The sequence below is a fragment of the Paenibacillus sp. FSL W8-0186 genome (assembly GCF_037969765.1).
In the GTDB taxonomy this organism is placed as follows: Bacteria; Bacillota; Bacilli; order Paenibacillales; family Paenibacillaceae; genus Fontibacillus; species Fontibacillus woosongensis.
On record NZ_CP150207.1, the window covers coordinates 4,193,801 to 4,220,658 of the forward strand.

Below are 26,858 nucleotides of genomic sequence, written 5' to 3' on the forward strand. Positions count from 1 at the left end.
GTCCCCCTGATTACTCTAGTATTGGCAGCGTAATAACCACAACAGTTCCCTTACCAGGCTTGCTGTTTATAGCAAGACCGTACTCTTCCCCGCAAATCAGCTTGATTCGCTCCGCTACATTCGCAAGACCAACCCCTAGGAAAAAAGCTCCTTTCGGTAAATCATCGGGTACCAGACCGCCGAAATGAACCTCATCCTCAAAGCCAAGGCCATTGTCTATAATTTCGAATAATAGACGATTTCCCTCCTGCCTGCAGCGAATCGTAATCACAGCCCCCTGCGGCTGATCCGCAAATCCATGCAGCACCGCATTCTCCACAATCGGCTGCAAAATAACTTTGGGCGTCCGATACATCTTCACCTTATCTTCAATTTCATAATTCACTTCAATCGGCGTAGTGGTGCGCAAATTTTGAATTCCCATATAACATTCGACATGCTCCAGTTCCTCTTGAACAAGAACCGTATCGCTTCCTTTTCCGATACTGATATGCAGCAAGCGGGATAATAACCGGGCCATTTCCGCCGTATTATTTGCTTTCTGGAACAACGCCGTCCATTTGATCGCATCCAGTGTGTTATAGAGAAAATGCGGGTTGATTTGCGCCTCCAGGGCTTTTACTTCGGCAATTCTTTTATTGTTCTGCTCTACATATACCGCTTCCACCAATTCTTCAATTCTCCCCACCATATCATTAAAATGATATTGTAAACTGCCAATTTCATCGCTTCTGTCCTCGTTGATGCGAATCCGTGTCGCTAGATTGCCGAGATGAACCTGCTTCATCGCCTTCACCATCTCTTTTAAGGGTTTGGAGACAGACGATGCCATGGCATAGGCCGTAATGATCGAGAACAATACGCACAATATCATGATCATAGCGATTACTTTTATCACTTGATTCGAATCCTTATATAAACTGGACCGTTCTATAATATGTACAACCTTCCAATCGTTGCTCTTTAGCTGCTGGTAGTTCACCATAACCTCTTTCCCTTTGTACCTGGCCACAAAGCTGCCTTCCTTCACCCCGTCCTGAATAGCTGCCCCCGTGTCATTTTGAAAATAGAGGTTCATCGGCGTCATCAGCATGGATTTGTCCGCATGCGATAAAATGATTCCATTCTGATCGATTACGAAGCTTTCTGTAGAAAGCTCACTGTCTGTATTTTTACTTAAAATATCGCTAAGCATCTCTTCCCGGATATCGAGCACCACCACCATGCCCATCTGCCGGCCATCATAAATGTTGAATACCTGCTTGGCCAGAGAGAAGACCAGCTCCTCATGATTGTCCGCCGTATCCGAATACTGTCCTAGTCTAGTGGGGAACCAGACATAAGAATTCCGCTTGGCCATCGTCCGCTCATAGAAATCAGCCTGATGAGCTTCAAGATCCTCCCAGCGAAAAATCCCCTTAATATACTGAGCATCCGTAATAAACGAAATCGATTTGAACTCTGGAGAGACCGCCGTGAAGTAAGCCAGCTTGGTAGTCAGCGTGAGATGTTCCACAATGCTTTCATCACGCTGCTGCAGCTTATCCAGCAAAGACATAACTTCCGTGTTCGTAATCACCTGCATCAGCATATCCTTGTACCCGGAGAAGCGGATATCGATATTTTCCCCTGTCTGTCTGATCAACTGCTTCGAGGACTCTGCCACTTTCTTGTCAATAGCATCTTTAGAAATAGAATAAGAAACCAGCCCCAATATAAACAAAGGGATTAATGTCATCGCCATGAGCAGCAGAATCCATTTGTATTTTATGCTCGTTCGCAAATACCGCCAGCCTTTGCCTAATCTCATCGTTATCATCTCCACCTGCTTCGATACGAACAAAGAAAGACCCAGCCGTATGGCAGGATCCTTCTTCCACTATTTCAGAACTATAGAACTATAATTAAGGATAGACCGTGAAGTTATCAAACGACGTACTCTGATGAGCCGTTCTTAACCCCGCTTTTCCATGAGTAAATGCCGTTTCCGAGTAATCGTTATAATCAATTTTCGGAACGTTCATATCACCTACGTACACCTTAATATTCGTTCCCTGAACGACTACCTTCATTTTATGCCATGTACCTGTGGACAGAGCCAGATTCACACCCGTTAACGGGCTCCAGTTGTAATTTTGTTTACCGAGATACACTCCATCCGTTTTGATGTAGGCATAATACCCCTGCATGAAATCGGCATTGCCTTGCCCAAGCTCCAGCCCATTTGCCGGATTGGTACCGCGGACAATGATCCCCGAGTCTCCTCCGCCCTCGTTCATGCGAATATCCGCTTCCACGGTATAGTCCGCCCAATGATCATTGCCAATTGTTGCCTTGGCAAATGTGCCGCCTGCGGAGTGATACAGTCCGCCGCTGACAGACCAGCTTCCCTCCCATTGCTTCCAGTCGCCGCTCTTGCTCCCATCAAAGTTATCGGTCAGATGAGGTACGCTTGCATGATGCTGGAATTCCATACTGGCGAAGTCGGCCTCACCCGTCACAAATTCAACGCGTAATTCTCTTAAGCCTTGCGTTAGAGGTATGCCCTTCACCGTGATCGAGCGCCATTCATCCCAGCCGCCAGTATTAGGGATTTGCACAATACCGGTTAAATCCGTCGTTCCGTCCCATAATCTGATTTGTACGCCATCCATGGTGGTTGCCATTCGAAACGTAACGTCATAAGCTCCCGTTGAAGCCACATTTACCTTGTACTTTAACCATTCCCCGGACTGGTTCCAGCCTACGTTATAGCCGCCTTCCGGATTAACACGGATATCTACCGCGTCCTTTCTATATTCGCCGCCCAGATTATTTGCGGTTGTATCATGATAAGCGATTCCTTCGCCACCGCTCATATAGTGAACCGCTTCCACTTTGCCAGGGACGGGCTTATACGCATCCCAAGCGTTACTGCCGTCCACTTTGTTGCTGAATGCGACATAAGCAAAGTCAGCATGCGTATCTTCGGTTAAATAGCCGACCTGACCACCGCCAAGATTGGCGCTTTGTACGATCTTCAGCATCTGATCCACGTAGATTCGGAATTCGTTCCCTGATTTCTCGACCCGAATGCTATGCCACTTGCTATAATCAAACCCGGAAGGCAGTGAAGCATAGACCCATCCTTGAGACACGCCATCTACGACAAAATTGACTTCCAGGCGGTTATGCAATTCGCTCAGCATCGCCACGCCGTAATTATCTTCATTTACATAAGAAAACGTAGCTCCGTAACGCGGGGAGGCGCTTGTTCCTCGATTCATTTGCTTCATATGGAATTCTGCCGTATAATTCGCATCCGTCGCCGCGTTCGTAATTTGTTTATGCGCCGCCGTAGAGCCCATACTATCCTGCCACATTAACTCCTGGTTATAGATGCCCCAATGCCCGCCATTTACATTGTACCAGTTCGAGCCGATAGCCGTTCTGTTAAAGCGGTCATGAAAATCCGGCATATCCGGGTCGGGCTGCGATGTTGCCGTAGGGCCTAGGACGAGCATTTTGTCCCCGTTCCATACGACACGATCCATATTAATACTTCGAATCGGCCAGCCTTCAGGCGTGTAGCCCTTCCAATTATGGTAGAACATATAGAGCGAATCCAGATCCGGGCCGGTGACTAACCCATTATGGCCCAGTCCAATCATTGGCCCCTCGGTTGAGAGGACGACGGGATTCTGCTTGCTGGCAGGTTCAAATCCCGTTAAAGGATTACTGCTCACCGCATAATCGATCCGGTAAGCCGGACTATGAACATGGTTTCCGGTGTATGTCATATAGTATTTTCCGTTCCGCTTAATGACGGTAGCCCCTTCTGTCCAGCCTCCGCCGATCGATGCGCCAGTTTGATGCCCGGCTCCAAAAGTATAAGGATCACTCATCGGATGAGCGACCATCTGGCCGTGTTCAGCGCGGTAGAAATACCACTGTCCATCGTCATCAATAAATACATGCCCGTCAATACTCAATCCTTTATTGGGGGTCTGAACGGTGAAAGGCCCTGTAGGGCTTTCGCTGCGCAGCACGTAATGGCCGTTTCCGCCCGGAGAGGTATACATATAGAAGTAGCCATTCCAATAAATAACCTCCGGCGCGTAAGCCCCTTTCGTAACCGGGTCCGTTGCCACAAGTCCGGCATAAGTCCAGTTCACTAAGTCCGGCGAGCTCCAGGCTTTAATGCCTGTCTCAGAGTCCTTGGTGCTGACGTACAAATAATAATCGCCTTTGAATTTCAAAATATAAGGATCACCGGAACCATAAGTTTCCCATTCATTGCTGAGTGTCTGAGGATTCTGGTAGGCCTGCGCCAACGAAGCCGGCAAAATTAGGCATCCAACCATTAGAACAAGCAAAATCTTTAAATATTTTCTCATAGCGTCCTTCCTCCCACAGGCGAATGTAATCGCTTTCTATTTTATCGTCATCTTATCATCACTCCTTGAAGTTTTTTATATCTTATAGAGTATATAATTGAAATGACTGTTCTTTTAATGAAATAGAATAACAGGTATGGCTATCCTTCTGGGGAGGTATGTCCCGTGAATCTGCTCCAGCAGGAGCTCCACAGTAACTTTGCACATTTCCTCGACATTTTGCTTGATGTAGCTCACTTCTGCTAAATCGGACTGGTCAAAACTAATCAGTTCCGGGCGTTGCTCATTGGGCAGATTCATATGTTTTATCGCCCGAAGCGTCATGTGGGTGAGTTCTGCATTTCCAGTGAAAATCGCCGTAATTTCAGGGTGGTTTCTTAGAAATTCCTGAATCTTGGAGCTTCCTTTTCCCGAAGCCACATCAGCTATGCTCACCACACACCACAAATTTTTATTGATCGGCAGGTTTCGTTCAAGGAACGCCTTCTCAAATCCCAGCGCCCGGTCCGCCGTTACCGAATTGGTCACTTCCATCGTTACAAAAGCGATTTGCTGATGCCCTCGGCTAATGAGATGCTTAACCGCCTGATAGGAGCCATCCACATTATCTGCGCTTACGCTGTAAGTCTCGATTTCTTTCAGATAACGATCGATCAGGACGAGCGGGAACCGGTTCAATGACAATCTTAAAATATCATTGTTATACATCTCCTGCTCAATCGGAAATATGATAAGCCCCTTTACCCTTAATTGGAGTAAATCCTCGATGGCCCTGCTCTCTTCCAGCGACGATTCCTGAGTAATTTTGATCAGGAGATGATAGCCATTTTTCCGGACGTATTGCTCGATAGCATTGATGATCCGCTGATCTACCTTTGTCTTCATGCTGGGGAGAATGAGCCCAATTAATCCCTTATGACCGCTCATGGACGGGATATCCTTGGGGATATGATTGACAAATGTCCCTTTTCCCCGGTGTCTGACCAGGATTCCTTCTTCAGCCAGCCCATTCAAAGCATTTTTAGTTGTAATCTTGCTTACATGATACTGCTCGGCGAGCTCTGTCTCCGACGGGACACGATCCCCTGGCCTCAGCTGCCCCGTCCGTATGAAATACCGGATGTCCTCTTGAATCAACTTGTATAGCGGTAATGACTTCATAGGCAAGCCACTCCCTCCCTGTTCCATGCTGCTTTAGCTCAAAGACATATAAATGATTATAACATCAGACCTATTTCTTCGTTGAAAATAGAAAAAGAGCTGCTTAAGACAGCTCTTCCTATGCATAAATCTTACTCCTTTTCATGCGATCTGAATTTACGAAAGAGGACGAACCACGTTCATGACCATCTCTGAATTCTCCGTGATCACATAATCAGGTAATTCCTCTCCATGCAGCAGCCAGAGCTCGTGCAGAGCCCTTGTACAGCCGACATAGAGCAGTTTGGCATCCTCCGGCGAGTAATGCTCCCGGTCGACATCCGTAACAATGACAGCGTCAAATTCAAGCCCTTTGGACAAATAAGCTGGCAGGACGGATATGCCGCCGGCATACTGATCGGTACGGCCATCGATCAAATGGGCTTCGATCCCCTCCTGAACGAGCCATTCATGGAGCTCCGAAGCATCCCGCAGCGTCCTCGTCAGCAGCGCCGTCGTCCGGTAGCTTCCCTTGAGCACGGCCTTCAGTACCTCGGTGATGGCCCCGCTCCGTTCCGTTCCCGCCGCAGGCAATAGCTTGACCGGCTCCCCGCTGCGAAATACGGGAACGGCCAGCAGCTCTGTGCCGACTCCCCTGGTCAATATTTCGTTTCCGAAAGATATGATTTCCATCGTCGAGCGGTAGCTGCGCGTCAGGGCAAAATAAGCTGTATCCTCCGAATCGAACAGCTCCTGCATTTCATGCCAATCACGCACCCCTTTATAATAGTGAATGCCCTGCGACAAGTCTCCCAGTATCGTAAAAGAATGCCCTTTGACAAAGCGGTCCAATACAGCGATTTGGAAGGGAGAGAAATCTTGAGCTTCGTCGATGACAACATGGTCGAAAGTCATCTGGCCCTCGACCTCATGAATGCACGTATATAAATAGAGCAGCGGCGCGAGATCCTCCTCTTTAACGATGCCCTGCTTCAAGTTGCCGCGCGTCTCCTGCCAAATGGCCGGGGGAATATCAGCAGACATGTCGGGAAGGCCTATGCTCCCCTTTTTTTTAAGTTGAAAAAGCTCCTCGTACAATGAAAGCGGCGTAAGCTCCGGCCACTTCTTGGCATAAGCCTTCTCACGCTGCTGCGCTTTCTTCTTCCACTCCTTGAGCTGTGCCGCAGACGGTGCTTTCTTCAGCTCCATCTCGATCCAGCGGTGCAGCCGGGCCAGAACCCGTTCTTTGCGTCTTGCCGTAGGATAATGCTTGTATTCTCCCTCGAACCAAGCCATAATCTCGGCATAAGGAAGCTTCGTTCCCTCCCAAGGCTCGAAATCGATCTGCGGGACGCATAAGGCTTCCATGTCAGCGAGAAAAGCATCGATCACCGCCTTGAAGCGCATCGCGCCCTTGAATCGGCCCGGCAGCTCACTTTCCGGCACAGGCTCCGACCGGCCTGCATCGAACCACCGGTGAAGATCGCTCTGGCTTGCGGCCGGCGGATGCTCCAGCCCAAGTATTTCCGCAGCCCAGTCCGGGAACGTGCTTTGCTGGATATCGCCAACGCCGAGCTCTGGCAGCACCTCGGAAATATAGTCGATGAACATATGGTTCGGCGCAAAGATGACCATGCGTTCCGCCTTGATCTGCTCTTTATATTGATACAGCAAAAAGGCCAAGCGATGCAGCGCTACTGTCGTTTTCCCGCTGCCCGCCACGCCCTGAATGATAAGTGCCGTGTTTTTTGCCGCCCGGATGATTTGATCCTGCTCTGCCTGGATCGTCGATACGATATCACGCAGCCGGTTGTCTTTATTTTCGCCTAGCCGATAGACGAGAAATTCATCCGACACCGCGGGACCCTCGTCCTCCCGATTGAACGTATCGACGACGCGCTCCAGAATCTGCTGACGGATGACGATGTTTCTTTTTAAATAGACAAGTCCCTCGATAATGCCCTCCGGCGCTTCATAGGATGCTGAATCCCCGCCTGTAAATGAATAAAATAAACTCGCTACCGGCGCTCTCCAATCAATGACAATCGGCTGCTGGCCGGAAGGGTCGCTGACGCCGACTTTGCCAATATATAGAGAGGCAGGCTTCCGGCCCTGTTCCTCAAAATCAAGCCGGCCGAAGTAGGGCTCCCGCACGGATTTCTCCAGCTGCTGCCGCTGTTCCTCCCGGCCCGCCTCCAGTACCTGCTCCGTAAAATCATGACCTGTATACACAGATATGGCTCGCAAAGCTGACAATTGGCGGTCGATCTCCTGCAAGGTACGGTCCAGCCACTCTTTCTCTTCTTGATAGGCACTTTGAAAATCAGTCATTTCAGTTACCTCCTAAGGTTTAGTGTTCCAATTGTCCTGGCGAGTGATTTTATATTTCCAGAGTCAAAAGGAGTTACATTATACCACCATGGAAAACAAAAAGCGACCGCCTTCATGGAAAAAGGCAAAATCGCTTTGTCTCATTAAATCTTGATTCCGTTGATTTCGAGCAGTTCCCGGACGGCTACGCTGACCATAATTAGGCCGACGACGGGTGGAACAAACGAGTTGCTGGCTGGAGGCTGCTTCGCCTTGCGGATTTTCGCGCCCTCCGGGGCAATTTTCTTGGTGACATCCTCACGAGGCTTAACCGGATCCTCCGTGGAGAATACAACCTTAACCCCTTTCTTGATGCCGTCTTTGCGGAGCTTCGTGCGAATGACGCGAGCCATCGGATCGACCGAGGTCTTCGAAATGTCCGCTACCTGGAAGCGGGTCGGATCCATTTTATTCGCGGCGCCCATGCTGGAGAGCATCGGAATTTTTCGCTTCAGGCATTCTTTGATGAGATGGATTTTGTACATGATCGTATCCGAGGCATCCAATACGTAATCGATGTCATATTGGAACAGCTGCTCGTAGGTTTCTTCCGTATAAAACATATTTAGCGCAATCGTCTCACATTCCGGGTTAATGAGCTTAACCCGCTCACACATCAAATCCGCTTTTTTCTGCCCGATCGTCGTAGTCAGGGCATGGATTTGGCGGTTGATATTGGTAATATCGACAACATCTTTATCGATCAGAATGATGCGTCCGACTCCCGTACGGGCTAGCGCCTCTACGGCAATTGAGCCGACTCCGCCGATGCCAAGAACCGCTACCGTACTGTTCTTCAAGGCTTCAAGACCTTCGGCTCCGATCGCCAGCTCTGTCCGTGAAAACTGATGCAGCATACTTCCCGCAATCCTCCTTTATGAAGCAGAAACGGGCTGCGGCTTCCTGTCAGGAGGCAGTACCCGTTTCTAGCGAATGAATTATTGTTTTTTATCTTCAGCCGGCTTCACGGCCAATTTAATATGAAGCTGCTCTAATTGCGGCGCATCCACTTCAGACGGGGCATTCATGAGCAGATCTGTCGCGCTCGCCGTCTTCGGAAACGCGATCGTTTCACGCAGGTTATTGCGGCCGGCCAGCAGCATGACAAGACGGTCAAATCCGAAGGCTACGCCGCCATGCGGTGGAGTACCATAGTCAAAGGCATCGAGCAGGAAGCCGAATTTCTCCTGAGCTTCTTCAGGGGACAAGCCGATGGCCTTGAACATTTTCTCCTGAACCTCCCGCTTGTAGATCCGCATCGAACCGCCGCCGACTTCGTAGCCGTTCAGTACGAGGTCATAGGCCTGGGCCAGAATTTTGCCCGGATCGGTATCGAACAAGGCGATATCCTCGTCACGAGGGCGCGTAAACGGATGATGCTCAGCGACATAACGCTTCTGCTCTTCGTCCCAGCCAAGCAGCGGGAAGTCGACAACCCAAGCGAATTTGTACACGTTGTCGTCGATCAGGCCAAGCTGGCGGCCAATTTTAAGGCGCAGATTGCCAAGTACGTCGGCAACTACCTTCTTGGTGTCGGCGGAGAAGAGCAGTAGATCGCCTTCCTCTGCACCTGTACGCTCTTTCAGCGCCTCGATTTCCTGCTCGGAGAAGAATTTAACGATGGGTCCGCGGAACTCGCCTTCCTTCACTTGAATCCAGGCAAGGCCTTTCGCTCCGTAGCGGGCCGCATACGTTCCAAGATCGTCAATTTCCTTGCGGCTCCATGTACCGCAGCCTTTGGCGTTAAGTACTTTAACCTCGCCGCCCTTTTCGATGACGGAGGAGAACACTTTGACCCCGCAGGTCGATACGATATCGTTCACTTCGATCAATTCCAGGCCAAAGCGCAGGTCAGGCTTGTCAGAGCCATACTTGCCCATCGCGTCAGCATAGCTCAAGCGCTGGAACGGCGTAGGAATGTCGATTCCTTTGGTTTCTTTAAACAGACGTACAACGAGTCTCTCCATCATGTCGAGCAGTTCGTCGCGGGACAGGAAGGAAGTCTCGATGTCCACCTGGGTGAATTCCGGCTGCCGGTCGGCGCGCAGGTCCTCGTCGCGGAAGCAGCGGGCGATTTGATAGTAGCGCTCCACTCCGCTGACCATCAACAGCTGCTTGTACAGCTGCGGCGATTGCGGCAGGGCAAAAAATTCGCCGGCATGTACACGGCTCGGTACGAGATAATCGCGAGCGCCTTCCGGAGAGCTCTTCGTCAGGATTGGCGTCTCTACCTCGATAAAACCCTCCCCGTCCAGGAAGTCTCGGAATACCTTCGCTGCTTTGGAACGAAGCATTAATGTCTGCTGCATTTCCGGACGGCGCAGATCCAGGTAGCGGTATTTCAGGCGGATCGACTCGTCCACTTCGATACCATCTTCGATAAAGAACGGAGGCGTTTTAGCCGCGTTCAATACTTCGATTTCGGAAATTTGCACTTCAATTTCGCCAGTCGGCAGGTTCGGGTTGACCGTTTCTGGATCCCGCTTGACTACTTTCCCTTTCACGGCAAGGACGTATTCGCTGCGTACTTTATCAGCGATTTCCAGCGCTTCGCCGGAATAGTCCGGGTTGAATACGATCTGCACGATGCCGCTGCGGTCGCGGAGATCGATGAACAGAACGCCCCCGAGGTCGCGGCGGGTCTGCACCCAGCCGTTCAGAGTTACTGTTTCTCCAATATGAGCGGCGCTAAGCGATCCGCAATGATGAGTACGATTCATGGATATGTGGCTCCTTTAATTTAGATATTCCCAACCCTCCCAAACCCTCCCTTGTCGTAAGGGAGGGTCCCCGAGGGCTTGCTGCCCTCGGGACTCCCGCAAACTGGAGTAACGTAGGAGGTGAAGAGGTGCTCCCGCAGCCGCTGTTCCCTTCGGGAATGCGCTGGGTTTGGTGCGTGGAACGCTTTTCCCCCTTCGGGTACGTCTTACTTTTGGCGCTCCTGGGTTACCTGGCAAACACGTTGCAGAGTTCTTCTGCTTTCGGCTCACCCGGCATGGTATGGTGCTATCAGCCGCTTGCCGCCGACGGGCCCGCTCTACGTCAACGCTCCTGCAGGGTAGGGCATAAACTGCCACGATGCGTTGTTGGTGTTACTACGTGCTTGGTGGACTCTCTCCCCTATGGGGATACGCTCACTGTGGTGCAGGGCAAAGGCTTTTGCGGGTTGCGCTCTCTCCTGCGGAGATACGCTTGCTACGATGCAGGGCAACTACTGCTAGCAGCATGGCTTGCGACTCTTGCTTCTACTTTCTACTAAGGAAACGCTCTCCCCTTCGGGGATACGCTTGCTATGGTGCATGGCGACTGCGGCTTACTTCAGCTCGTTTGCAAGCTCAGCGAGCTTGACGGTACGCTGCTCGCCGGTTTCCATCGACTTAAGGGCGATTTCGCCGCGCTCCAGTTCGTCGTCACCGAGGATGGCGGTGTAGCGGGCTTTCATCCGGTCGGCGGATTTCATCTGTGCCTTCATTTTGCGGCCCAGGTAGTCGCGCTCGGCCGAGAAGCCGGCTTGACGCAACTTGAAGAGCTGCGTCGAAATTTCATTGTCGGCTGCTTCGCCTAGAGCGACCAGGTAGACATCGAGCGGCTTCTCTGCGGAGAAGCTGACGCCTTGTTTCTCAAGGATGAGCGCGATCCGCTCAAGACCGATGCCGAAGCCGATACCCGGCTGGTCGGGACCGCCGATTTCGGAGACAAGGCCGTTATAACGCCCTCCTCCCCCAATGGTATCGATCGCTCCGATGCCTTGGGCTTTATATTCAAACGCGGTATGCGTGTAATAGTCCAGTCCGCGAACCAGACGGTGGTTGATCGTATACTCAATGCCCATCGCCGTCAGCAGCTCCTGCACTTTGGCGAAATGCGTCGTGCATTCCTCATCCAGGCTGTCCAGAATCGAAGGGGCGTCGGCAAATTTCTCCTGATCCACCTTGCAATCGAGCACGCGCATCGGATTGCGCTCGATCCGGGATTGACAATCCTTGCACAGATTGTCCTTCATCGGCATGAGGAAACCGAGCAATTTGTCGCGATAGGCCGCCCGGCTCGCCGGATTGCCGACCGAGTTCAGCTCTACCTTGACCTCCTGCAGGCCAAGCTCACGGCAGTACTGATATCCAAGCGCCACAACTTCGGCATCAATCGCCGGGTCGACAGCGCCGAATACTTCCACCCCGAATTGGTGGAACTGCCGCTGGCGTCCCGCCTGCGGACGCTCATAACGGAACATCGGACCGATGTAATACAGCTTCGTTACGTCCGGCTCTCCATACAGCTTGTTCTCTACATAAGAGCGGACGACTCCCGCCGTTCCTTCAGGCCGAAGCGTCATGCTGCGGTCGCCCTTGTCAATGAACGTGTACATTTCTTTCTCGACAATATCCGTCGTTTCCCCGACGCCGCGTTCGAACAATGACGTTTGTTCGAAGATCGGCGTGCGAATTTCCTTGTAATTGAAGCGACGGCACAAATCTCTGGCTTTCTCTTCAATGAATTGCCACTTCTCGACAGCTCCGGGCAGTATGTCCTGCGTGCCTGTCGGCTTTTGAAAAGCCATGTCTATCCCTCCATCCAACTATCTTACTGATGCTGTGAAAATAAAAAAACTCCCGTCCTGTTCATGAATATAAACAGGGACGAGAGATCGCTTACCGAATCACCCGTGGTGCCACCCACATTCCGACTGCCCTGACTATAGCCCGGTAACAGGAATAAACCCGTCCCTTCTTGCGCTATGTTTATGGCCTTCGCTTTATGCGGTTAACGCCCGCCTGCGCCGCTCGGTTACTCTGTTACATTTCGCCGCCGGTTCTCAGGGAAGTCTTTCGTTCAATCATCACCGGAATCCTTCCAGCCAGCCATGGGCGGAAACAAGGCTCCAAGCATTGGCTTGAAACAGCATGCATCCCTCACGCCGGGATTCCTCTCTGTGGATGTGGGGTTGAATTACTTTCTCCCGTCATCGAATAAATGTATTAAAGAATTTTACGTATATTTTTAGATTTTAAGTAACCCTAAGCACAAAGTCAAGCTTTAATCAAGAAAAAGACCTGCTACCAACGGGGCGCAGGTCCAAAAGTATATATTTTAAAAGGGGGTCATGCTGTTATTATAAACAGGCTATGTTAAAAGAACATGAAAGTAATATTACAGTTATATTACATAATCGAAAGCGATTTATATCAGCATATCATTCATCAAGCTTAGCTACAAAAGCACCTTGGGAGCGCAATTTATGAACGACAGCGTCGTAATCCTGATCCCGGACTTTCAGGCTCAGCACATATTGCAGGCTGTCGTAATCCTCATCGCCGAAATCATTCAGATCCATCACCGGATCCGCTTCATCCCTCTCTTTTCGCGCCATCGCTTCCTCATGATCACCGCCGCCATCAGCGATAGTGCTGTTTGGCATGACGACCGGCACGAAACCTTGCCCGCCGGCAGCGCCCGGATAGCCTACGGCACCGTAAGTTCCTCCTGCTGCACTGTTGCTTACCGGGACGAAGGGAACAAGGATGTTCGCGTCCCTTCCAATCGACTGCTCCAGGCGTCCGACTTCAACCTGCTCCGTCTCGAACGAAAGCAAGCTCGTCCTGGCTCCCTCCGCCTGATCCTCACTTTTAAAATAAGCTTGAATATGTTTGGCCATATCGATCTCTCCTTCGTCACATGGAGTCACTGAACCGGATAAGACTGGTTTCACGCTTACTTCAGCGCCTGCAGTATTTCGCGCACAAATGCCGGTTCATCTTCAGGCGTACGTGAAGTAATATAATTGCCGTCGACCACTACTTCCTGATCTCTAAACTCGGCTCCCGCATTGATCATATCGTCCTTGAGCGGCGGATAGCACGTTATCGTCCGGCCCTTCAGCAGATTCGCGCTGATCAGGATTTGCGGGCCGTGGCAAATCGCAGCAATCGGTTTTTTGGCCGCATTGGCCTCTTTGACAAATTGCAGTATCCCTTCGTTCAAGCGAAGATTTTCCGGAGACGACCCGCCGGGGATGACTACGGCGTCATAATCTGCCACTTTGACGTCAGTAATAGCTTTCTCCGCCTGATATTCGGCTTTGCCTTGCTTTCCCTTCAGTGTCTCCCCTGCTTTGAGGCCAATAATGTCCGCCTCGTGGCCCGCCTTCTTCACCTCGTCGTATGGAACCTGCATCTCCGAATCTTCAAAGCCGTTAGCCAGCAAAAAGGCTACTTTGCTCATGGCTGTCCTCTCCTTCCAAAAAATTTCTCTCTCGGGAAGTTATTACCCGCAACGCGATTTTTTATAACAAAGCAAAATAGAGCCGATTGGCTCTAGCTGCCCGGCCGAGGGATTAACGCCCTTCCCGGTTTGAACTCCAATTGTATCCACTCGTGCTCCTCGGCGCTGGCTGCCCGGGACAGCATGGAGGCTTCGCTCCGGTCCCCTGCAGGAATCAGCGGAGGCTGGCGCCATTGTGCAGCTTTCAGCGACTGTCGCATGAAGTAAACTCCTTTTATAGCGGTTGTGCTTTTTTTATTTTGGAAAACAAAAAATACGATCTCCCTTTCAGATTGCCCTGAAAGGAGAAATCGTATTCCAAATCTGCGCGCTACGGCGTTTCTGTCTTGGGCGGCTGCTGGCTCTCAAGCATTAATGTTACAGGGCCCCAGTTCGTCAGCTGAACGTCCATGTCAGCCCCGAACTCCCCCGTCTCGACCACCAGCCCTTTATCCCGAAGCATAGCGTTGAACCGTTCATACAGCGGCTCCGCCGTTTCCGGCCTGGCCGCGGCAATGAAGCTCGGGCGTTTGCCTTTGCGGCAATCCCCGTATAGCGTAAATTGGGAGACCGACAAAATAGCTCCGCCAATATCGGTTACGCTCCGATTCATCTTGCCCTCGTCATCTTCAAAAATCCGCAGTCCGGCGATTTTGTCCGCCAGGTACGCCGCCTCCTTCTCCGTGTCCTCATGCGTAATGCCGACCAGCAGCATAAGGCCTTGGCCAATCGAACCAATCACGGTACCGTCTACCGTAACCTTCGCTTCTTTGCAGCGCTGCACAACAACTCTCATCGATTCATGTCTCCTTTAATTCCGTCCCTGCTCCGAAATTACTGCATAATGCGGTGCACGGTATACACATCTTGAACCCGTTTGATCTTCTCCACAACAGAATGGAGATGGTCGGTGTTGCGGATCAGGATCGTCATATGAATTAACGCCATCTTATTCTTGTCCGCGCGTCCGGAGACTGCGGAAATATTCGTCTTGCTCTCCGAGACCGCTTGAAGCACCTCATTTAAGAAGTTGCGGCGGTCATGGCCGGTAATTTCGATATCAACGCTGTAGTTCGCTTCCACCGCGCTTTCCCATTCCACTTCGATGACGCGCGCCGCCTCTTCCCCATCGCTTGCCGTCGGAATATTCGGGCAGTCACTGCGGTGAACGGAGACGCCGCGCCCCCGTGTAATGTAGCCGATAATATCGTCTCCCGGGACAGGGTTGCAGCATCTGGCAAAGCGCACGAGCAAATTGTCGATGCCTTTGACGACGACGCCGTTCGTTGGACGGGATCTCCGTTCCTCCGGCGCCTTTACTTCCTTGACTTCGGAAGTCAGCTCGATCTGCTCCGCCTCTTCTTGCTCTTTGCGCAGCTTCTCTGTCAACTTCGTCACAATCTGGGATGCGGTAATGCCGCCGAATCCGATGGCCGACAGCATATCCTCCACATCATTGAAGGCATATTTCTTCGCTGCTTCCAGCAGCTTATCCTCTGTCATCCACTGCGCCGGGTCAAGACCCGCGCGTTTCAGCTCGCGCTCGATCGCGTCGCGTCCCTTGTCCACATTCTCTTCCCGCTTCTCTTTCTTGAACCACTGCTTGATTTTGCTGCGGGCATGGGAGGACTGCGCGATTTTGAGCCAATCCTGGCTTGGTCCGTAGGAATGTTTTGAGGTCAGAATTTCGACGATATCTCCGGTCTTAAGCTTGTGATCCAGCGGCACGATCCGTCCGTTCACCTTCGCGCCGATCGTCCGGTTGCCTACTTCGGTATGGATACGGTAGGCAAAATCAAGCGGCACGGAGCCCGATGGCAGCTCGATGACTTCACCCGAAGGGGTGAAGACGAAGACAAGATCGGAGAAGAAGTCCATTTTCAGCGATTCGACGAACTCCGATGCGTCTTTGGCTTCATGCTGCAGCTCCAGTATCTCGCGGAAGAACGTCATTTTGTTCTCCGGCGTGCCAGCCTCCGTCCCTTCCTTGTAAGCCCAGTGGGCGGCAATCCCGAACTCTGCGGTCCGGTGCATTTCTTTGGTGCGGATTTGCACCTCTGTAGGCTCTCCTGTCGGCCCAACAACGGTCGTATGAAGGGATTGGTACATATTTGCCTTCGGCATAGCAATATAGTCCTTGAACCGCCCCGGCATCGGCTTCCAAAGGGTATGGATGATCCCCAGGGTTGCATAACAATCCTTGATGTTGTTCACGATAATCCGGATGGCGAGCAGGTCGTAGATTTCATTGAACTGCTTGTTCTTCGTCGTCATCTTCTTATATACGCTGTATATATGCTTCGGCCGGCCGGACAGCTCGGCCTCAACGCCCATTTCATCCAGCTTCTCCTGGATTCGGGCGATGACATTTTTGATGAATTCCTCCCGCTCAGCCCGCTTCTTGTGCATCAGATTGGCAATCCGATAATATTGCTGCGGATTCAAATAGCGCAGGGAGATATCCTCCATCTCCCACTTGATCGCCGAAATCCCCAGCCGATGGGCGATGGGACAAAAAATCTCCAGCGTCTCATAAGCAATGCGGCGCTGGCTCTCCTCGGACTGGAACTTCAAGGTCCGCATGTTATGGAGACGATCCGCAAGCTTAATAACGATGACCCGGATGTCCTGGGCCATGGCAATAAACATTTTTCGATAGTTCTCGTTCTGCTGTTCTTCCTTGGATTGAAATTTGATGCGCTCCAGCTTCGTTAGCCCATCTACAAGCATGGCGCAATCGCTGCCGAAGTGATCATGGATTTCCTGCAAGGAAACGGTCGTATCTTCAACGACATCATGAAGCAGGGCTGCAATAATAGAAAGAGCATCCATTTGCATGCCCACGACAATTTCTGCAACCGCCAGCGGATGCAGAATATAAGGTTCACCGGATTTCCTCAGCTGGCCATGATGGGCTTGTTCCGCGAAGTCGTATGCTTCCCGAATGCGCTTGAGATCCGGTTCTTTAATGTAGATAGACGCCTTTTCGAGTAATCGCTCTATGCCCATTGAATCCGATTCGTTTCCTTTCTATATAAAATAAGACTGTATAGCAGCGTATAAAAGGGCACTTTTCGCCCGATTTTGATTTCCTATAATTATGACTGCTGCATCCTCTTACGTCAACCATTGGCCTGGATGAACATGCACAAAACATCTTTATTTAAACTATAAAAGATGAACTAAAGAATGATGCTTCTGCCTCTTATGAACCTATATCGTACTAGCCCCGCATTTATTTTTATATTGCGGCTTATATAAATGGATTATTAGCATTTAGTTTCCTTGGCAAGGAAGGGAAGTTAGATTTAAGTGTATTTCATGTATTTAGATGTAGGGAAATGGCGACTAGGGGCTGGATTCTTGAAATTAGGTGCAGACAATCCATCTAATCCCCTGATACCTTCGTTTTGGGCATATTTAGATACATGAATTCCATTTAATGCATCGGCTTAGCTTATTTCATGGCATCTTAGTGTTCAGCACCGCTTATTGCATGGCAATTAGTGCACGACCTAGCTTAAATGCATGGCAATCTTAGTGCACGACTCAGCTTAGTTTACGCAATTTAGATAAAGATGAGCTAAAAACGAATGCAGGCGAGGAAAACCGATTCCGAAAAGACGGAAAGCAATGCTACAGAAAGCTGCTTCGGAAGTGTAGGCTTGTAATCACACTTGTGACCAGATTTCCACCTCTTACAAACCTATATCGTACTTACCCACATTTTTTCATTTCATGATTCAGCTTATATATTGAAATAAAAAAATTGTAGATTAAACAGGAATTAGTTTCTAAGGCATCGAATATCTTACTTTTAGTTGCATACATATTAATATTTTCTAAGGAGGTTTTGCTGTTAATGAACGAGCCCCACATCGACGCTTCATCGACTAATCTCGATCCCAAGGTTGCCGGTCTTCTATGCTATGCGCTAAGCTTCATTACGGGAATCATCTTTCTAGTCCTGGAAAAGAAGAGCAGCTTCGTCAAATTCCACGCCATGCAATCAGTCCTCGTATTCGGCTTGCTGACCGTTGCCAACATCTTTTTTTCCTGGATCCCGTTCATCGGCTGGATCGGCTCCCTTATCGTCGGCCTGCTTTCTTTTGTGCTGTGGATCGTGCTGATGCTGATGGCGCTGCAGGGAAGATGGTTCAAACTGCCTTTTATCGGCGATTTCGCTGAGCAGCAGGCGAACAATTTCAAGTAGGCTGGCCGCTTATGTGCGAATCCTTCGAATAATCGATATAATTCGCGATTATCCGCACCTTTGGCAAGACTCAAAGCTCGCTGTGTGGCGAACTTTGGGTCTTTTTCATTAAATTATTTGAAAATTATAATATTTTCTGTTGAAAATTGCGGACATAGTCATTATCCTAGTAAGGATAACTAAATATGAACGTTTAGAGGAGTGACCCTGTTTGCAACGTGAAATTCAAGTTAATGAGAAAGTTCCCTTCGGGCCTGGTGTTCTGCTGAGTATGCAACACCTTTTTGCCATGTTCGGCAGCACGGTGCTTGTACCGAATATTTTCGGCGTCGACCCGGCGATGATCCTGCTCATGAACGGGATCGGTACATTGCTGTATATCTTGATCTGTAAAGCGAAAATCCCCGCTTATCTCGGATCAAGCTTTGCCTTCATCTCCCCGGTACTCGCAGTTCTGGCTGCTCATCCGGGTACAGGCTATTCTTACGCCCTTGGCGCTTTTATCGTGACAGGCTTAATTTTCATCGCGGTCTCGCTGCTCATTCGGCTAGCTGGTACCGGCTGGATCGATATTGTTTTCCCTCCGGCTGCCATGGGGGCGATCGTCGCGCTTATCGGGCTTGAACTGATCCCGGTTGCCGCCGGCATGGCTGGGCTGATCAATTCAGACCCGACCAAAGCCTGGACGCCGAATCCGACAGAAATTATGCTGTCTCTCGTTACACTCGGGGTCACCATGCTGGGAGCCGTCATGTTCCGCGGATTCCCTAAAATCATTCACATCCTCATCGGTATCGTCGTTGGATACGGTCTAGCATATTTCTTGGGTGCAGTAGACAAGGAGGCCATTGCAGCTGCACCTTGGTTCTCCATGCCAACCGTAACGACGCCTAAATGGAGTGCGTCCGCCATCATTACGATCATTCCGGTAGCGCTGGTCGTTATCGTCGAGCATATCGGACACTTGCTGGTAACAAGCAACATTGTGGGCAAAGACTTGTCCAAAGATCCGGGCCTGCACCGCTCCCTGCTCGGTAACGGTATCTCTACCGTATTGTCCGGATTCGTAGGTTCAACACCGAATACAACCTATGGAGAAAATATCGGCGTCATGGCGCTGACGAGAGTCTACTCGATCTTCGTAATCGGCGGTGCGGCCATCTTCGCGATCCTGCTCTCGTTCTCCGGTAAATTTTCCGCTATCATCGCGTATATTCCAACACCTGTTATGGGCGGAATATCGCTTCTGCTGTTCGGGGTCATTGCCGCTTCCGGTCTGCGGATTTTCGTAGAACAGAAAGTCGATTTCTCCCGGCCGACGAACATGCTGTTAGCCACCATTGTCCTCGTCATCGGTCTGAGCGGAGCTACGCTGAAAATGGGCGATGTCGAGCTGAAGGGGATGGCCTTAGCTACCATCGTAGGCATTGTGATGAGTCTGTTTTTCAAGCTTATCGAAGTGCTTGGCCTATCCAATGATAAGGAAGAAGCCCATTAATCCAAGAACAATGCAATATTGGGTACTAAGAAAGGCCGAGCAGGGAGGCGATCCCTGGCTCGGCCTTTCTTTTACCGTAAGCACACATTTGTGTAGCGTCTTTTTCATTGATTCTTAGTTGGTAAATGTGTAATGCGGCGAATCATATTGCGGCCCCGACTTCTCATAAGTAAACCAGTAATCGATGACGTTTCCGCCCTGCAGTCCTCCAATAACCTGCTCCCAGCTGCCGTTATTGTTCGTCATCCGGTAATTCAGCTGCTGTCCGCCAGACACCGTGTAATGAATGTCCACGTAGAGCGCAGGAGTTTTCGGAACGAAGACAATCTTGACTTCCGATCCCGAGACGAGGTTTACTCTAACCGTATAATCATCCGTGACGATGTCCCCGTTATTGCCGCCTCCGTCTCCATTGCCTCCTCCATTGTTACCCCCGTTGTTACCGCCGTTGTTACCGCCGTTGTTACCGCCGCCATTGCCGATATTAAAGCTGTTCGGCTGCACCGTTACCTGATGGCCGTCAGAGAACTGAACCGTTTTTACGCTATTCGTCATATTATAGACGACATAGGTCTTGACTCCGTTCTTATTGAAAACGGCATAAATTGGATAGTTCGCGGTTACCGATGGGTCAGCATGCCCTAACGCATCCAAGCTATAGATCCAATGGTAAGCATTCGCTTTGGAGTTGCCGGCCTCCGGAATCAACTGCGATACGCGAGCATTAAATTTTGCTTTGGCATCCGCAGGATCAGAAATGGCCCGGTACATGTATACGAGATCTTCCCACGGGCTGAAATTGCTGCCGCTTTCCGATAACAGCGCATTGTAATTTCTCGCCGCATATTGCGGATATTGCGTCAAATAGAGCGATGCGGATGTGATGGGAAGCCAGTTAATGCCATGAACCTCAGTCGGGTTACCTGTCCACCAGGTGGCGTCGCCCACCGTCTTGCCTCCCCAAATCATGCTTGCCGTCTCCTTGGTAAAACCGGCAGGGAAGTTCGTGTCATGCACATCGAACCAGTATTCGTTAATGGCATTCATTTCGGTTACATATTGATAAATTCCCGCGTCGCGAATCGTCTTGTTCCCAGTAGCCTCGCCCCACAGAATGAGCCCTGCCCAGGCATTCATCGCCTCTGACGATGACTCGTTGTTGTTCCCGTCCCCGAAATTGGCATGTCCGGAAGCCCAGGAATGGCCGGCATAAGGATCGAAGTTGCGCAGATACGGGAACATCGAATCCGAACGGTCAACATTCGCGATGTCGCGAATAAGAAGCTTGATCATTCCGCCCCAATTGGCGTCGCTGGCCCAATCTTTATCCGTTCTGGCAATCTCAGCCGCCGCCTTAATGAAATAACCGTAGTGGAAATGATGGTCATTCAGCTCATTAGCCGTCCCGTAGCTGTCGGGATAACCGATGACGGTTCCCCAGTTATTGTTGTAATAAAATACATTGGAGGCTTTCAAGTTGCCGGATGCATTTCTTGCTTTCAGCCAGTCCTCCAAACGGCTCTTGATTTCCGAGCGGAACTGGCTTGCGGCAGCCGTGTTGCCGACCTGATCGGCGATCGGCGCGAGTACGGCCAGCTTCCCTAAACGTTTGCCTGTCCAGTACGTATCTGCAGCGCCGGCAAACTGCTCAGCGGCAGCCTCATTTATATACTGGTTGAGAACATTTTTATCATAAGACCCGAGATCCGGGAGCGACGGCAGAACGCCGTTAAACTTCATCTTCGTTTGAAAGCTCGTTCCTTCCACCGTCTTCATTTGGCCGCGAACAGAAGGGTAGGAATACGCCAGTGTAGCCGCAGATGAATTTTTCCATTGATGCGGATACAGCGCAAATATCGTTCCCGATTGATTGCCTTCTTTGGCTGCCGTGCTTGCCGTGAAGGTGGTCGTGACTTCACTGGTCGCTTCATTATAGGTATAGTTCACTTTAGTGTCGGTAATATGAGAATAGGCGTATTGCTTGAATTTATTCAAGGTTTGCACAGAATTGTCCGGAAGCACTGCGATCGAGAAATAGTTTTTGCCGTTCAATTGGTTCGTCAGCGTGTTGCTCCCGATTCCGCTCCAAGTACTGCCCGCCGCTCCGAATAAGCCGTAATGCGCGCCTTCGATCGTAATCCCGAGAACGGGGCTGCTGCTATCTCCCGACCAGACCGTTGGCGGGGTATAAAATTTTAACTTTGGATCTCCTCCCGCAAAGGTGAAATACACGTAAGGCGAACCATGTCCGTAAGATACGCTCATCGAATTGTTCCCTTGCTGATACAGCGCCTTCACAAACCAGTCACTGAAGCCATCCACCTTAGCATCCGGAAAGGCGCCGACTGCAGAATGGCTGACCGTGAAATCATGGATATCATTCATCCAGCCAGCGACGAATCCTGGCAATGCGTGAACTCTAGCTCCCGGATAATAAATGCGGATGCCATCCTCCTGATGCTTCATTGCCAACGGATGCGGATACTGAGCTTCAGAATGAGTGCTCCAAGCCAAACTGCTCCACCAATCATTCGTAGGCATTTTTCCGGCCACGCTGGAAGTTTTGTATATACTGGCCGGTGCGTCCGTCGCTCCTGGAGGCAGTACGGTCGAATAAGAGCCCCTACCTACGGGAACCTCCCCTGAAAACGCATTCAAATTTGTCGCCCACATGGACATGCCAACGGCCAATACTAGTACATACGAAAGTAACTTCTTCAATGATATCCTCCTCTGTTAAAATGATGGTCAATCGTCTGCATGCATGACTTATACACCCCTATTGTTAATGCTTGGCAACATCCAGGTCAAGAAAATACTGTTAATTTTTAACTAAATAAGTCGAAACTACTAGAAATTACCCTAAAACATGGTACGAAACGACCTCAGTTATTTTCGTAAAAATCACTTTATTTTCCACCGTATAAATGAAGCATATAAAAAGACATCCCGCGCAAGGATGTCTTTAGTGTCTTTATGCTATGGCTTGCAATCTTAATACTGTAACAGCGAGAACACCTCGATGCCCGGCAATTTCTCGCGGCCGTTCAGCTCGCTAAGCTCAATTAAGAACGCGGTTCCTACCACATTGCCTCCAAGCTCGCGAACGAGCTGCACCGAAGTGGAGATCGTCCCGCCCGTAGCAAGTAAATCATCGGCGATCAACACGTTCTGTCCCGGCTTGACCGCGTCGCTGTGCATGGCTAAGCGGTCCGAACCGTATTCCAGGTCATAACCGACTTCGATCGTCTTATACGGCAGCTTTCCGCTCTTGCGGATCGGAATGAACCCTACGCCAAGGGCATAAGCCAAAGGAGCGCCCACCACGAAGCCGCGCGCTTCCGGCCCGGCGATCAGGTCAATCTTTAAATCTGATACCATTTTCTTAAGCTCGTTAATCGCTTCGCGGTATTTCTCTCCGTTATTCAGCAAGGTCGTAATATCCTTGAAACTGATTCCCGGCTGGGGAAAATCGGGTATGACGCGAATGTACTCTTTGAAATCCAATGCAATCTCCTCCTAGTAGTTAGCGCATAACAACAGCATATCTATGAAATAAAAAAGGAATAGCTAAGATACGTTTTGCTGATTTGTCATTAGCCACTGCGTAATTTGCGGTATTCCGGCATGATGGAGGATCTGCTCCATTTCAGCCAGCTCTCCAAGCTCCAGATAGCGGCGAGACGAGTCCAGAGCCCGCTTGGCGGGAGCCTGGATCACCGTTAATGTACCCATATCGCGATGGATGAAGCCCAATTCCTCGAAGACCTCCAGCGTCATCACAAGCATCCGCCGTGACAGGCGGGTGCGCCGCATCAGGCCGGAAATCAGCTCTTCCTCTGGCACCGCAGCCGTAACCTGCTGCTTGAGCAGAGCATAGATCTGTTTGAATTGCTCCCGGGACGGCGGAAGAATCGCCTCTTGCCGATCCCTTGCCGGGTGGAGCAGGTACACTCTCTCTAGCGAAGAGAATGCCCCCATCATTTTATGCCATATGTCGAAGGACTCGGGCAGTTCCAGAACAAACAATATTTTTATATCCATCCTGTTTTGCCCGTTCAGCTGAGCGGCCGTATTGCCAGGAATTACGCCAACGTCCTTATCATATATCCAACAAGGGGTATCGTTCAATTCATAATTTTTCGTCAATTCCGAGTCTTTGACCGCGACGACGGCGATCATTCGCTGCTCAAGTGATTGCTGCTCAATCAGCTGGCTGCGGATTTCATTCATCTTCACGACAGGATGGCTTGCCCCCCGGTAATCAAACACCTGGATATGCGGTACAGCGAGATCCTGAATCATCAGCTGCGGCTTGCGGGATCCGTTCCATTCATTGATGCTGGCTTCGGCCACGACATCGATCCGGGCCTCTTCGGTTAATTGGGATAACAGCTCTCCCTTCCCGAAAGCCACCGCCTCCATCATGGTTCCATCCTGGCTGAGGACAAGCTTCATATGCTTGCCTTCCTTGCCTAACGAACGGCTTTCCACTAGCTTGGCGCCGCGAATGAGCAATCTTGGGCAGGTATTCCCCATGCCGAACGGAGCAAGATTTTCCAACTGCTCAATAACGGGCAAGGAAATATCCGATAAGCGGCACTCCAAATCCGTATGCATCACCGGGATAAAATGCTCCTCGTAAAGCACACCGGCAGCGAACTCGTTCAGCTGCTCTTCCAGCTTCGCAAGCTGGCTTCGGTGCAAGGTCATTCCTGCTGCCGAGGGATGCCCTCCATAGTGATCCAACAGGCCTTTGCAGTGAGTTAGAGCTTCATAAATGTCCAGTCCGGGGATGGAACGAGCAGAGCCCTTGCATGTTCCGGTCTCCGGGTCTATGCCAAGAACGATGGTTGGCCGATAATAGCGGTCCAGTATTTTAGAGGCCACGATTCCGATGACTCCCGGGTTCCAGCCCTCGCCAGCCAACACGATAACACCCGGTAAGGCCCCCTCAGCCTCTTTACCGGCCAACTGAGCAATCGCTTCCTGAACGATGCTGTCCACCAGCAGCTGGCGTTCCTTATTCAGGATGTCCAAATCCTCAGCAATCTTCTCAGCCTCTTCAATACTTTGCGTCGTTAACAGGGCAACAGCCTGGTTCGCATGGCTCATTCTTCCGCTTGCATTGATGCGGGGTGCAAGTCCAAACGCTACGTTCGTCGAGGATACCATGGTCAGCGGTTCGCTTTTGGCGTAACCCGCCGCCCCCATTAAAGCCGTGATCCCTGGAAAACTGGAATAAGCCATCGCTTTTAATCCGTTCGTTACTAGGATACGATTCTCATCTGTAAGCGGCATCAAGTCCGCTATCGTTCCCAGTGTAACCAGCTCTGTCCAGGCAGCAGGGGTCTCATCGGCAAGTAAGGCTGCCGCCAGCTTATAGGCCACCCCGACCCCGGCAAGGCCCTTAAACGGATATTTACAATAAGGCAATTTGGGATTGACGAGCGCGTAAGCCTCGGGAAGGACTTCTGGAGGCTCATGATGATCGGTAACGATAACATCCATCCCTGCCGCATTGGCGTACGAGATTTGCTCTACCGCACTAATTCCCGTGTCGACGGTAATCACCAGCGTGAAGCCTCGTTCTACGAATGGCTCCAAAGCTGAGATATGAAGACCGTACCCCTCTTTAGAGCGGTGAGGAATATAATACTCAAACCGGGCATTCAAATGGCGCATCAAGCAAACCATAAGGGCCGTGGAAGATACGCCGTCCGCATCATAGTCACCATAAATCAAAATTTGTTCGTCCTGCTCTACAGCCCGCCTGATTCGGGCAACTGCCTCTTGCATGCCGCTCAGCAAATAAGGATCATGCAGATCCTTCATGGTCCCCTGCAAAAATTGACGCGCTTCCTGAGCGTCTTGAATTCCACGGCTTACGAGCAGGGAAGCCACAATCTTCGGTATGCCGGCCTGCTCAGCCAGCAGCGAAGCTGCTTCCGCGTCGCTATGTAGACCAACCCAACGGTACTTCGGATGAAGCAATCTGTCAGCACCTTCTTTCCTTCTCTCCTACTTGAGCGCATTTTTCTTTATTGCAGCAGCGTAGGCAGATCATTATTCGAGCCTTCGTAATTACTCTTGTAAGGATAGCCGGGATCATAAGGCATAACTTGTATACTTACGTCGCTCACCTGGGAAAAGCGATTCATCAGCAGTATTTTGGCGCGATTCGCAATATGATTGGCTTCCAATACGGAAATCCGCGGATTCACGCTAATAATGACTGCTACAGATATATAATGGCCGCTGCCATGCAATTTCAGTTCGTCTACAGTGATGACCCCATGCACCCTTTGAACGGTTTCAATGAATGCAGATTTGTCCTCTGCCTTCGCCTTCGCCTCTTCTTGGCCGTACACGGCTCCTACGATCAGCCGATACCCTTTCCATAGGACAAGGCTAGCAACAACGATAGAGGCAGCCGGGTCGGCATACAACAACAACGGTATATCCCATGCTTCGCCTGTCATCGCCCCAAAAATTCCGAGAAGAACAATGATGGAAGTGTATAGGGAATGCCTGTGCATGTCGATAAAGGATTTCGAGGCATTACCCGGTTTTTTGAGATTTTGGCGATACTGAAGCTGAAATACGATCTCTCTTAAGGCAATCGAGACGACAATGGCCACCCCAGCCATAAACCCCGGCGCAACAACCTTCCCGGTAACCATAGTAAATACTGAAGCGCCTCCCATTTGCAAAGCGCCCATAAACAGGAATACAGCGAAAAAAATCGCTGCCAGCGGTTCCGCCTTCATGCGGCCGCCTGCCCCATGCCCAAGTCTCAGCCGCTGTCTGACGCTTAGCGGAAGCTGAACCTTCTCCGCGATGCCCGCTGCCGCATCCGCCGCGGAATATAACGCATCCGCAAGCAGGGCTCGGCTGTCAAAGAGCAAGCCGACCACTCCTTTGAACACGGCCAGGATGACGTTGTTTGCAGTGCCAAGCCAGGCGGCAGAATCAGATGGTACAGCTCGTTCGCGAATCATAT

The 26,858-nt window shown here is 50.6% G+C and carries 18 protein-coding genes; 2 read left to right on the forward strand and 16 right to left on the reverse strand.

All coding sequences use genetic code 11. From position 1 onward, the window contains the following. Positions 1 to 10: 10 nt before the first annotated feature. From MKX50_RS18715 to MKX50_RS18770, 12 genes are all read right to left on the reverse strand, one after another. Positions 11 to 1,810 (reverse strand): sensor histidine kinase, encoded by a 1,800-nt coding sequence (locus MKX50_RS18715; RefSeq protein WP_339157569.1) that lies wholly within the window; start codon positions 1,808 to 1,810, stop codon positions 11 to 13. Between the two features lie 94 nt (positions 1,811 to 1,904). Next, positions 1,905 to 4,376: a family 43 glycosylhydrolase gene (locus tag MKX50_RS18720; RefSeq protein ID WP_339157570.1), complete on the reverse strand. Its 2,472-nt coding sequence runs from the start codon at positions 4,374 to 4,376 to the stop codon at positions 1,905 to 1,907. A 114-nt stretch (positions 4,377 to 4,490) separates the two neighbouring features. Next, positions 4,491 to 5,537 carry a GntR family transcriptional regulator gene (locus MKX50_RS18725; protein WP_339157571.1) on the reverse strand — a complete coding sequence of 349 codons (1,047 nt, stop codon included), beginning with the start codon at positions 5,535 to 5,537 and terminating at the stop codon, positions 4,491 to 4,493. Positions 5,538 to 5,693: 156 nt separating this feature from the next. Then, positions 5,694 to 7,847, reverse strand: coding sequence for a UvrD-helicase domain-containing protein (locus MKX50_RS18730; protein ID WP_339157572.1), 2,154 nt, complete (start codon positions 7,845 to 7,847; stop codon positions 5,694 to 5,696). A gap of 143 nt (positions 7,848 to 7,990) precedes the next feature. Next, entirely contained in the window at positions 7,991 to 8,743 is a 753-nt protein-coding gene (locus MKX50_RS18735; RefSeq protein WP_055105145.1) for a tRNA threonylcarbamoyladenosine dehydratase, read from the reverse strand. Between the two features lie 81 nt (positions 8,744 to 8,824). Then, on the reverse strand, positions 8,825 to 10,606 hold the full coding sequence (gene aspS, locus MKX50_RS18740) for an aspartate--tRNA ligase (protein WP_213589573.1): 1,782 nt from the start codon (positions 10,604 to 10,606) through the stop codon (positions 8,825 to 8,827). A gap of 593 nt (positions 10,607 to 11,199) precedes the next feature. Then, positions 11,200 to 12,444 (reverse strand): histidine--tRNA ligase, encoded by a 1,245-nt coding sequence (hisS, locus tag MKX50_RS18745; protein WP_213589572.1) that lies wholly within the window; start codon positions 12,442 to 12,444, stop codon positions 11,200 to 11,202. A 633-nt stretch (positions 12,445 to 13,077) separates the two neighbouring features. After that, positions 13,078 to 13,539, reverse strand: coding sequence for a hypothetical protein (locus MKX50_RS18750; protein ID WP_213589571.1), 462 nt, complete (start codon positions 13,537 to 13,539; stop codon positions 13,078 to 13,080). 56 nt (positions 13,540 to 13,595) lie between these two features. Beyond that, positions 13,596 to 14,105, reverse strand: a complete 510-nt coding sequence (locus MKX50_RS18755) for a type 1 glutamine amidotransferase domain-containing protein (protein ID WP_339157573.1) — start codon at positions 14,103 to 14,105, stop codon at positions 13,596 to 13,598. Between the two features lie 92 nt (positions 14,106 to 14,197). Further along, positions 14,198 to 14,365: a hypothetical protein gene (locus MKX50_RS18760; protein WP_213589569.1), complete on the reverse strand. Its 168-nt coding sequence runs from the start codon at positions 14,363 to 14,365 to the stop codon at positions 14,198 to 14,200. Positions 14,366 to 14,475: 110 nt separating this feature from the next. Then, positions 14,476 to 14,940 (reverse strand): D-aminoacyl-tRNA deacylase, encoded by a 465-nt coding sequence (dtd, locus tag MKX50_RS18765; protein WP_213589568.1) that lies wholly within the window; start codon positions 14,938 to 14,940, stop codon positions 14,476 to 14,478. A 38-nt stretch (positions 14,941 to 14,978) separates the two neighbouring features. Next, entirely contained in the window at positions 14,979 to 17,153 is a 2,175-nt protein-coding gene (locus MKX50_RS18770) for a bifunctional (p)ppGpp synthetase/guanosine-3',5'-bis(diphosphate) 3'-pyrophosphohydrolase (RefSeq protein ID WP_213589567.1), read from the reverse strand. Positions 17,154 to 18,006: 853 nt separating this feature from the next. On the opposite strand from MKX50_RS18770, the gene MKX50_RS18775 reads away from it, so the two are divergent. Together MKX50_RS18775 and uraA are read left to right on the forward strand one after the other, a co-directional pair. Further along, entirely contained in the window at positions 18,007 to 18,357 is a 351-nt protein-coding gene (locus tag MKX50_RS18775; protein ID WP_213589565.1) for a DUF4870 domain-containing protein, read from the forward strand. A 211-nt stretch (positions 18,358 to 18,568) separates the two neighbouring features. Beyond that, on the forward strand, positions 18,569 to 19,855 hold the full coding sequence (gene uraA / locus MKX50_RS18780) for a uracil permease (protein WP_213589563.1): 1,287 nt from the start codon (positions 18,569 to 18,571) through the stop codon (positions 19,853 to 19,855). A gap of 114 nt (positions 19,856 to 19,969) precedes the next feature. Here the strand turns inward: uraA and MKX50_RS18785 are convergent, their stop codons facing one another. The 4 genes from MKX50_RS18785 to MKX50_RS18800 all read right to left on the reverse strand — a co-directional run bounded on the left by MKX50_RS18785 (position 19,970) and on the right by MKX50_RS18800 (position 26,856). Beyond that, positions 19,970 to 22,534 (reverse strand): glycosyl hydrolase, encoded by a 2,565-nt coding sequence (locus tag MKX50_RS18785; RefSeq protein ID WP_339160192.1) that lies wholly within the window; start codon positions 22,532 to 22,534, stop codon positions 19,970 to 19,972. A gap of 315 nt (positions 22,535 to 22,849) precedes the next feature. After that, a complete protein-coding gene (locus MKX50_RS18790; protein ID WP_213589561.1) occupies positions 22,850 to 23,362 on the reverse strand; it encodes an adenine phosphoribosyltransferase in 513 nt (170 codons plus the stop codon). Positions 23,363 to 23,425: 63 nt separating this feature from the next. Continuing rightward, entirely contained in the window at positions 23,426 to 25,849 is a 2,424-nt protein-coding gene (recJ, locus tag MKX50_RS18795) for a single-stranded-DNA-specific exonuclease RecJ (protein WP_339157574.1), read from the reverse strand. A gap of 47 nt (positions 25,850 to 25,896) precedes the next feature. Beyond that, positions 25,897 to 26,856 (reverse strand): cation diffusion facilitator family transporter, encoded by a 960-nt coding sequence (locus MKX50_RS18800; RefSeq protein ID WP_213589557.1) that lies wholly within the window; start codon positions 26,854 to 26,856, stop codon positions 25,897 to 25,899. Between the last annotated feature and the right edge of the window lie 2 nt (positions 26,857 to 26,858).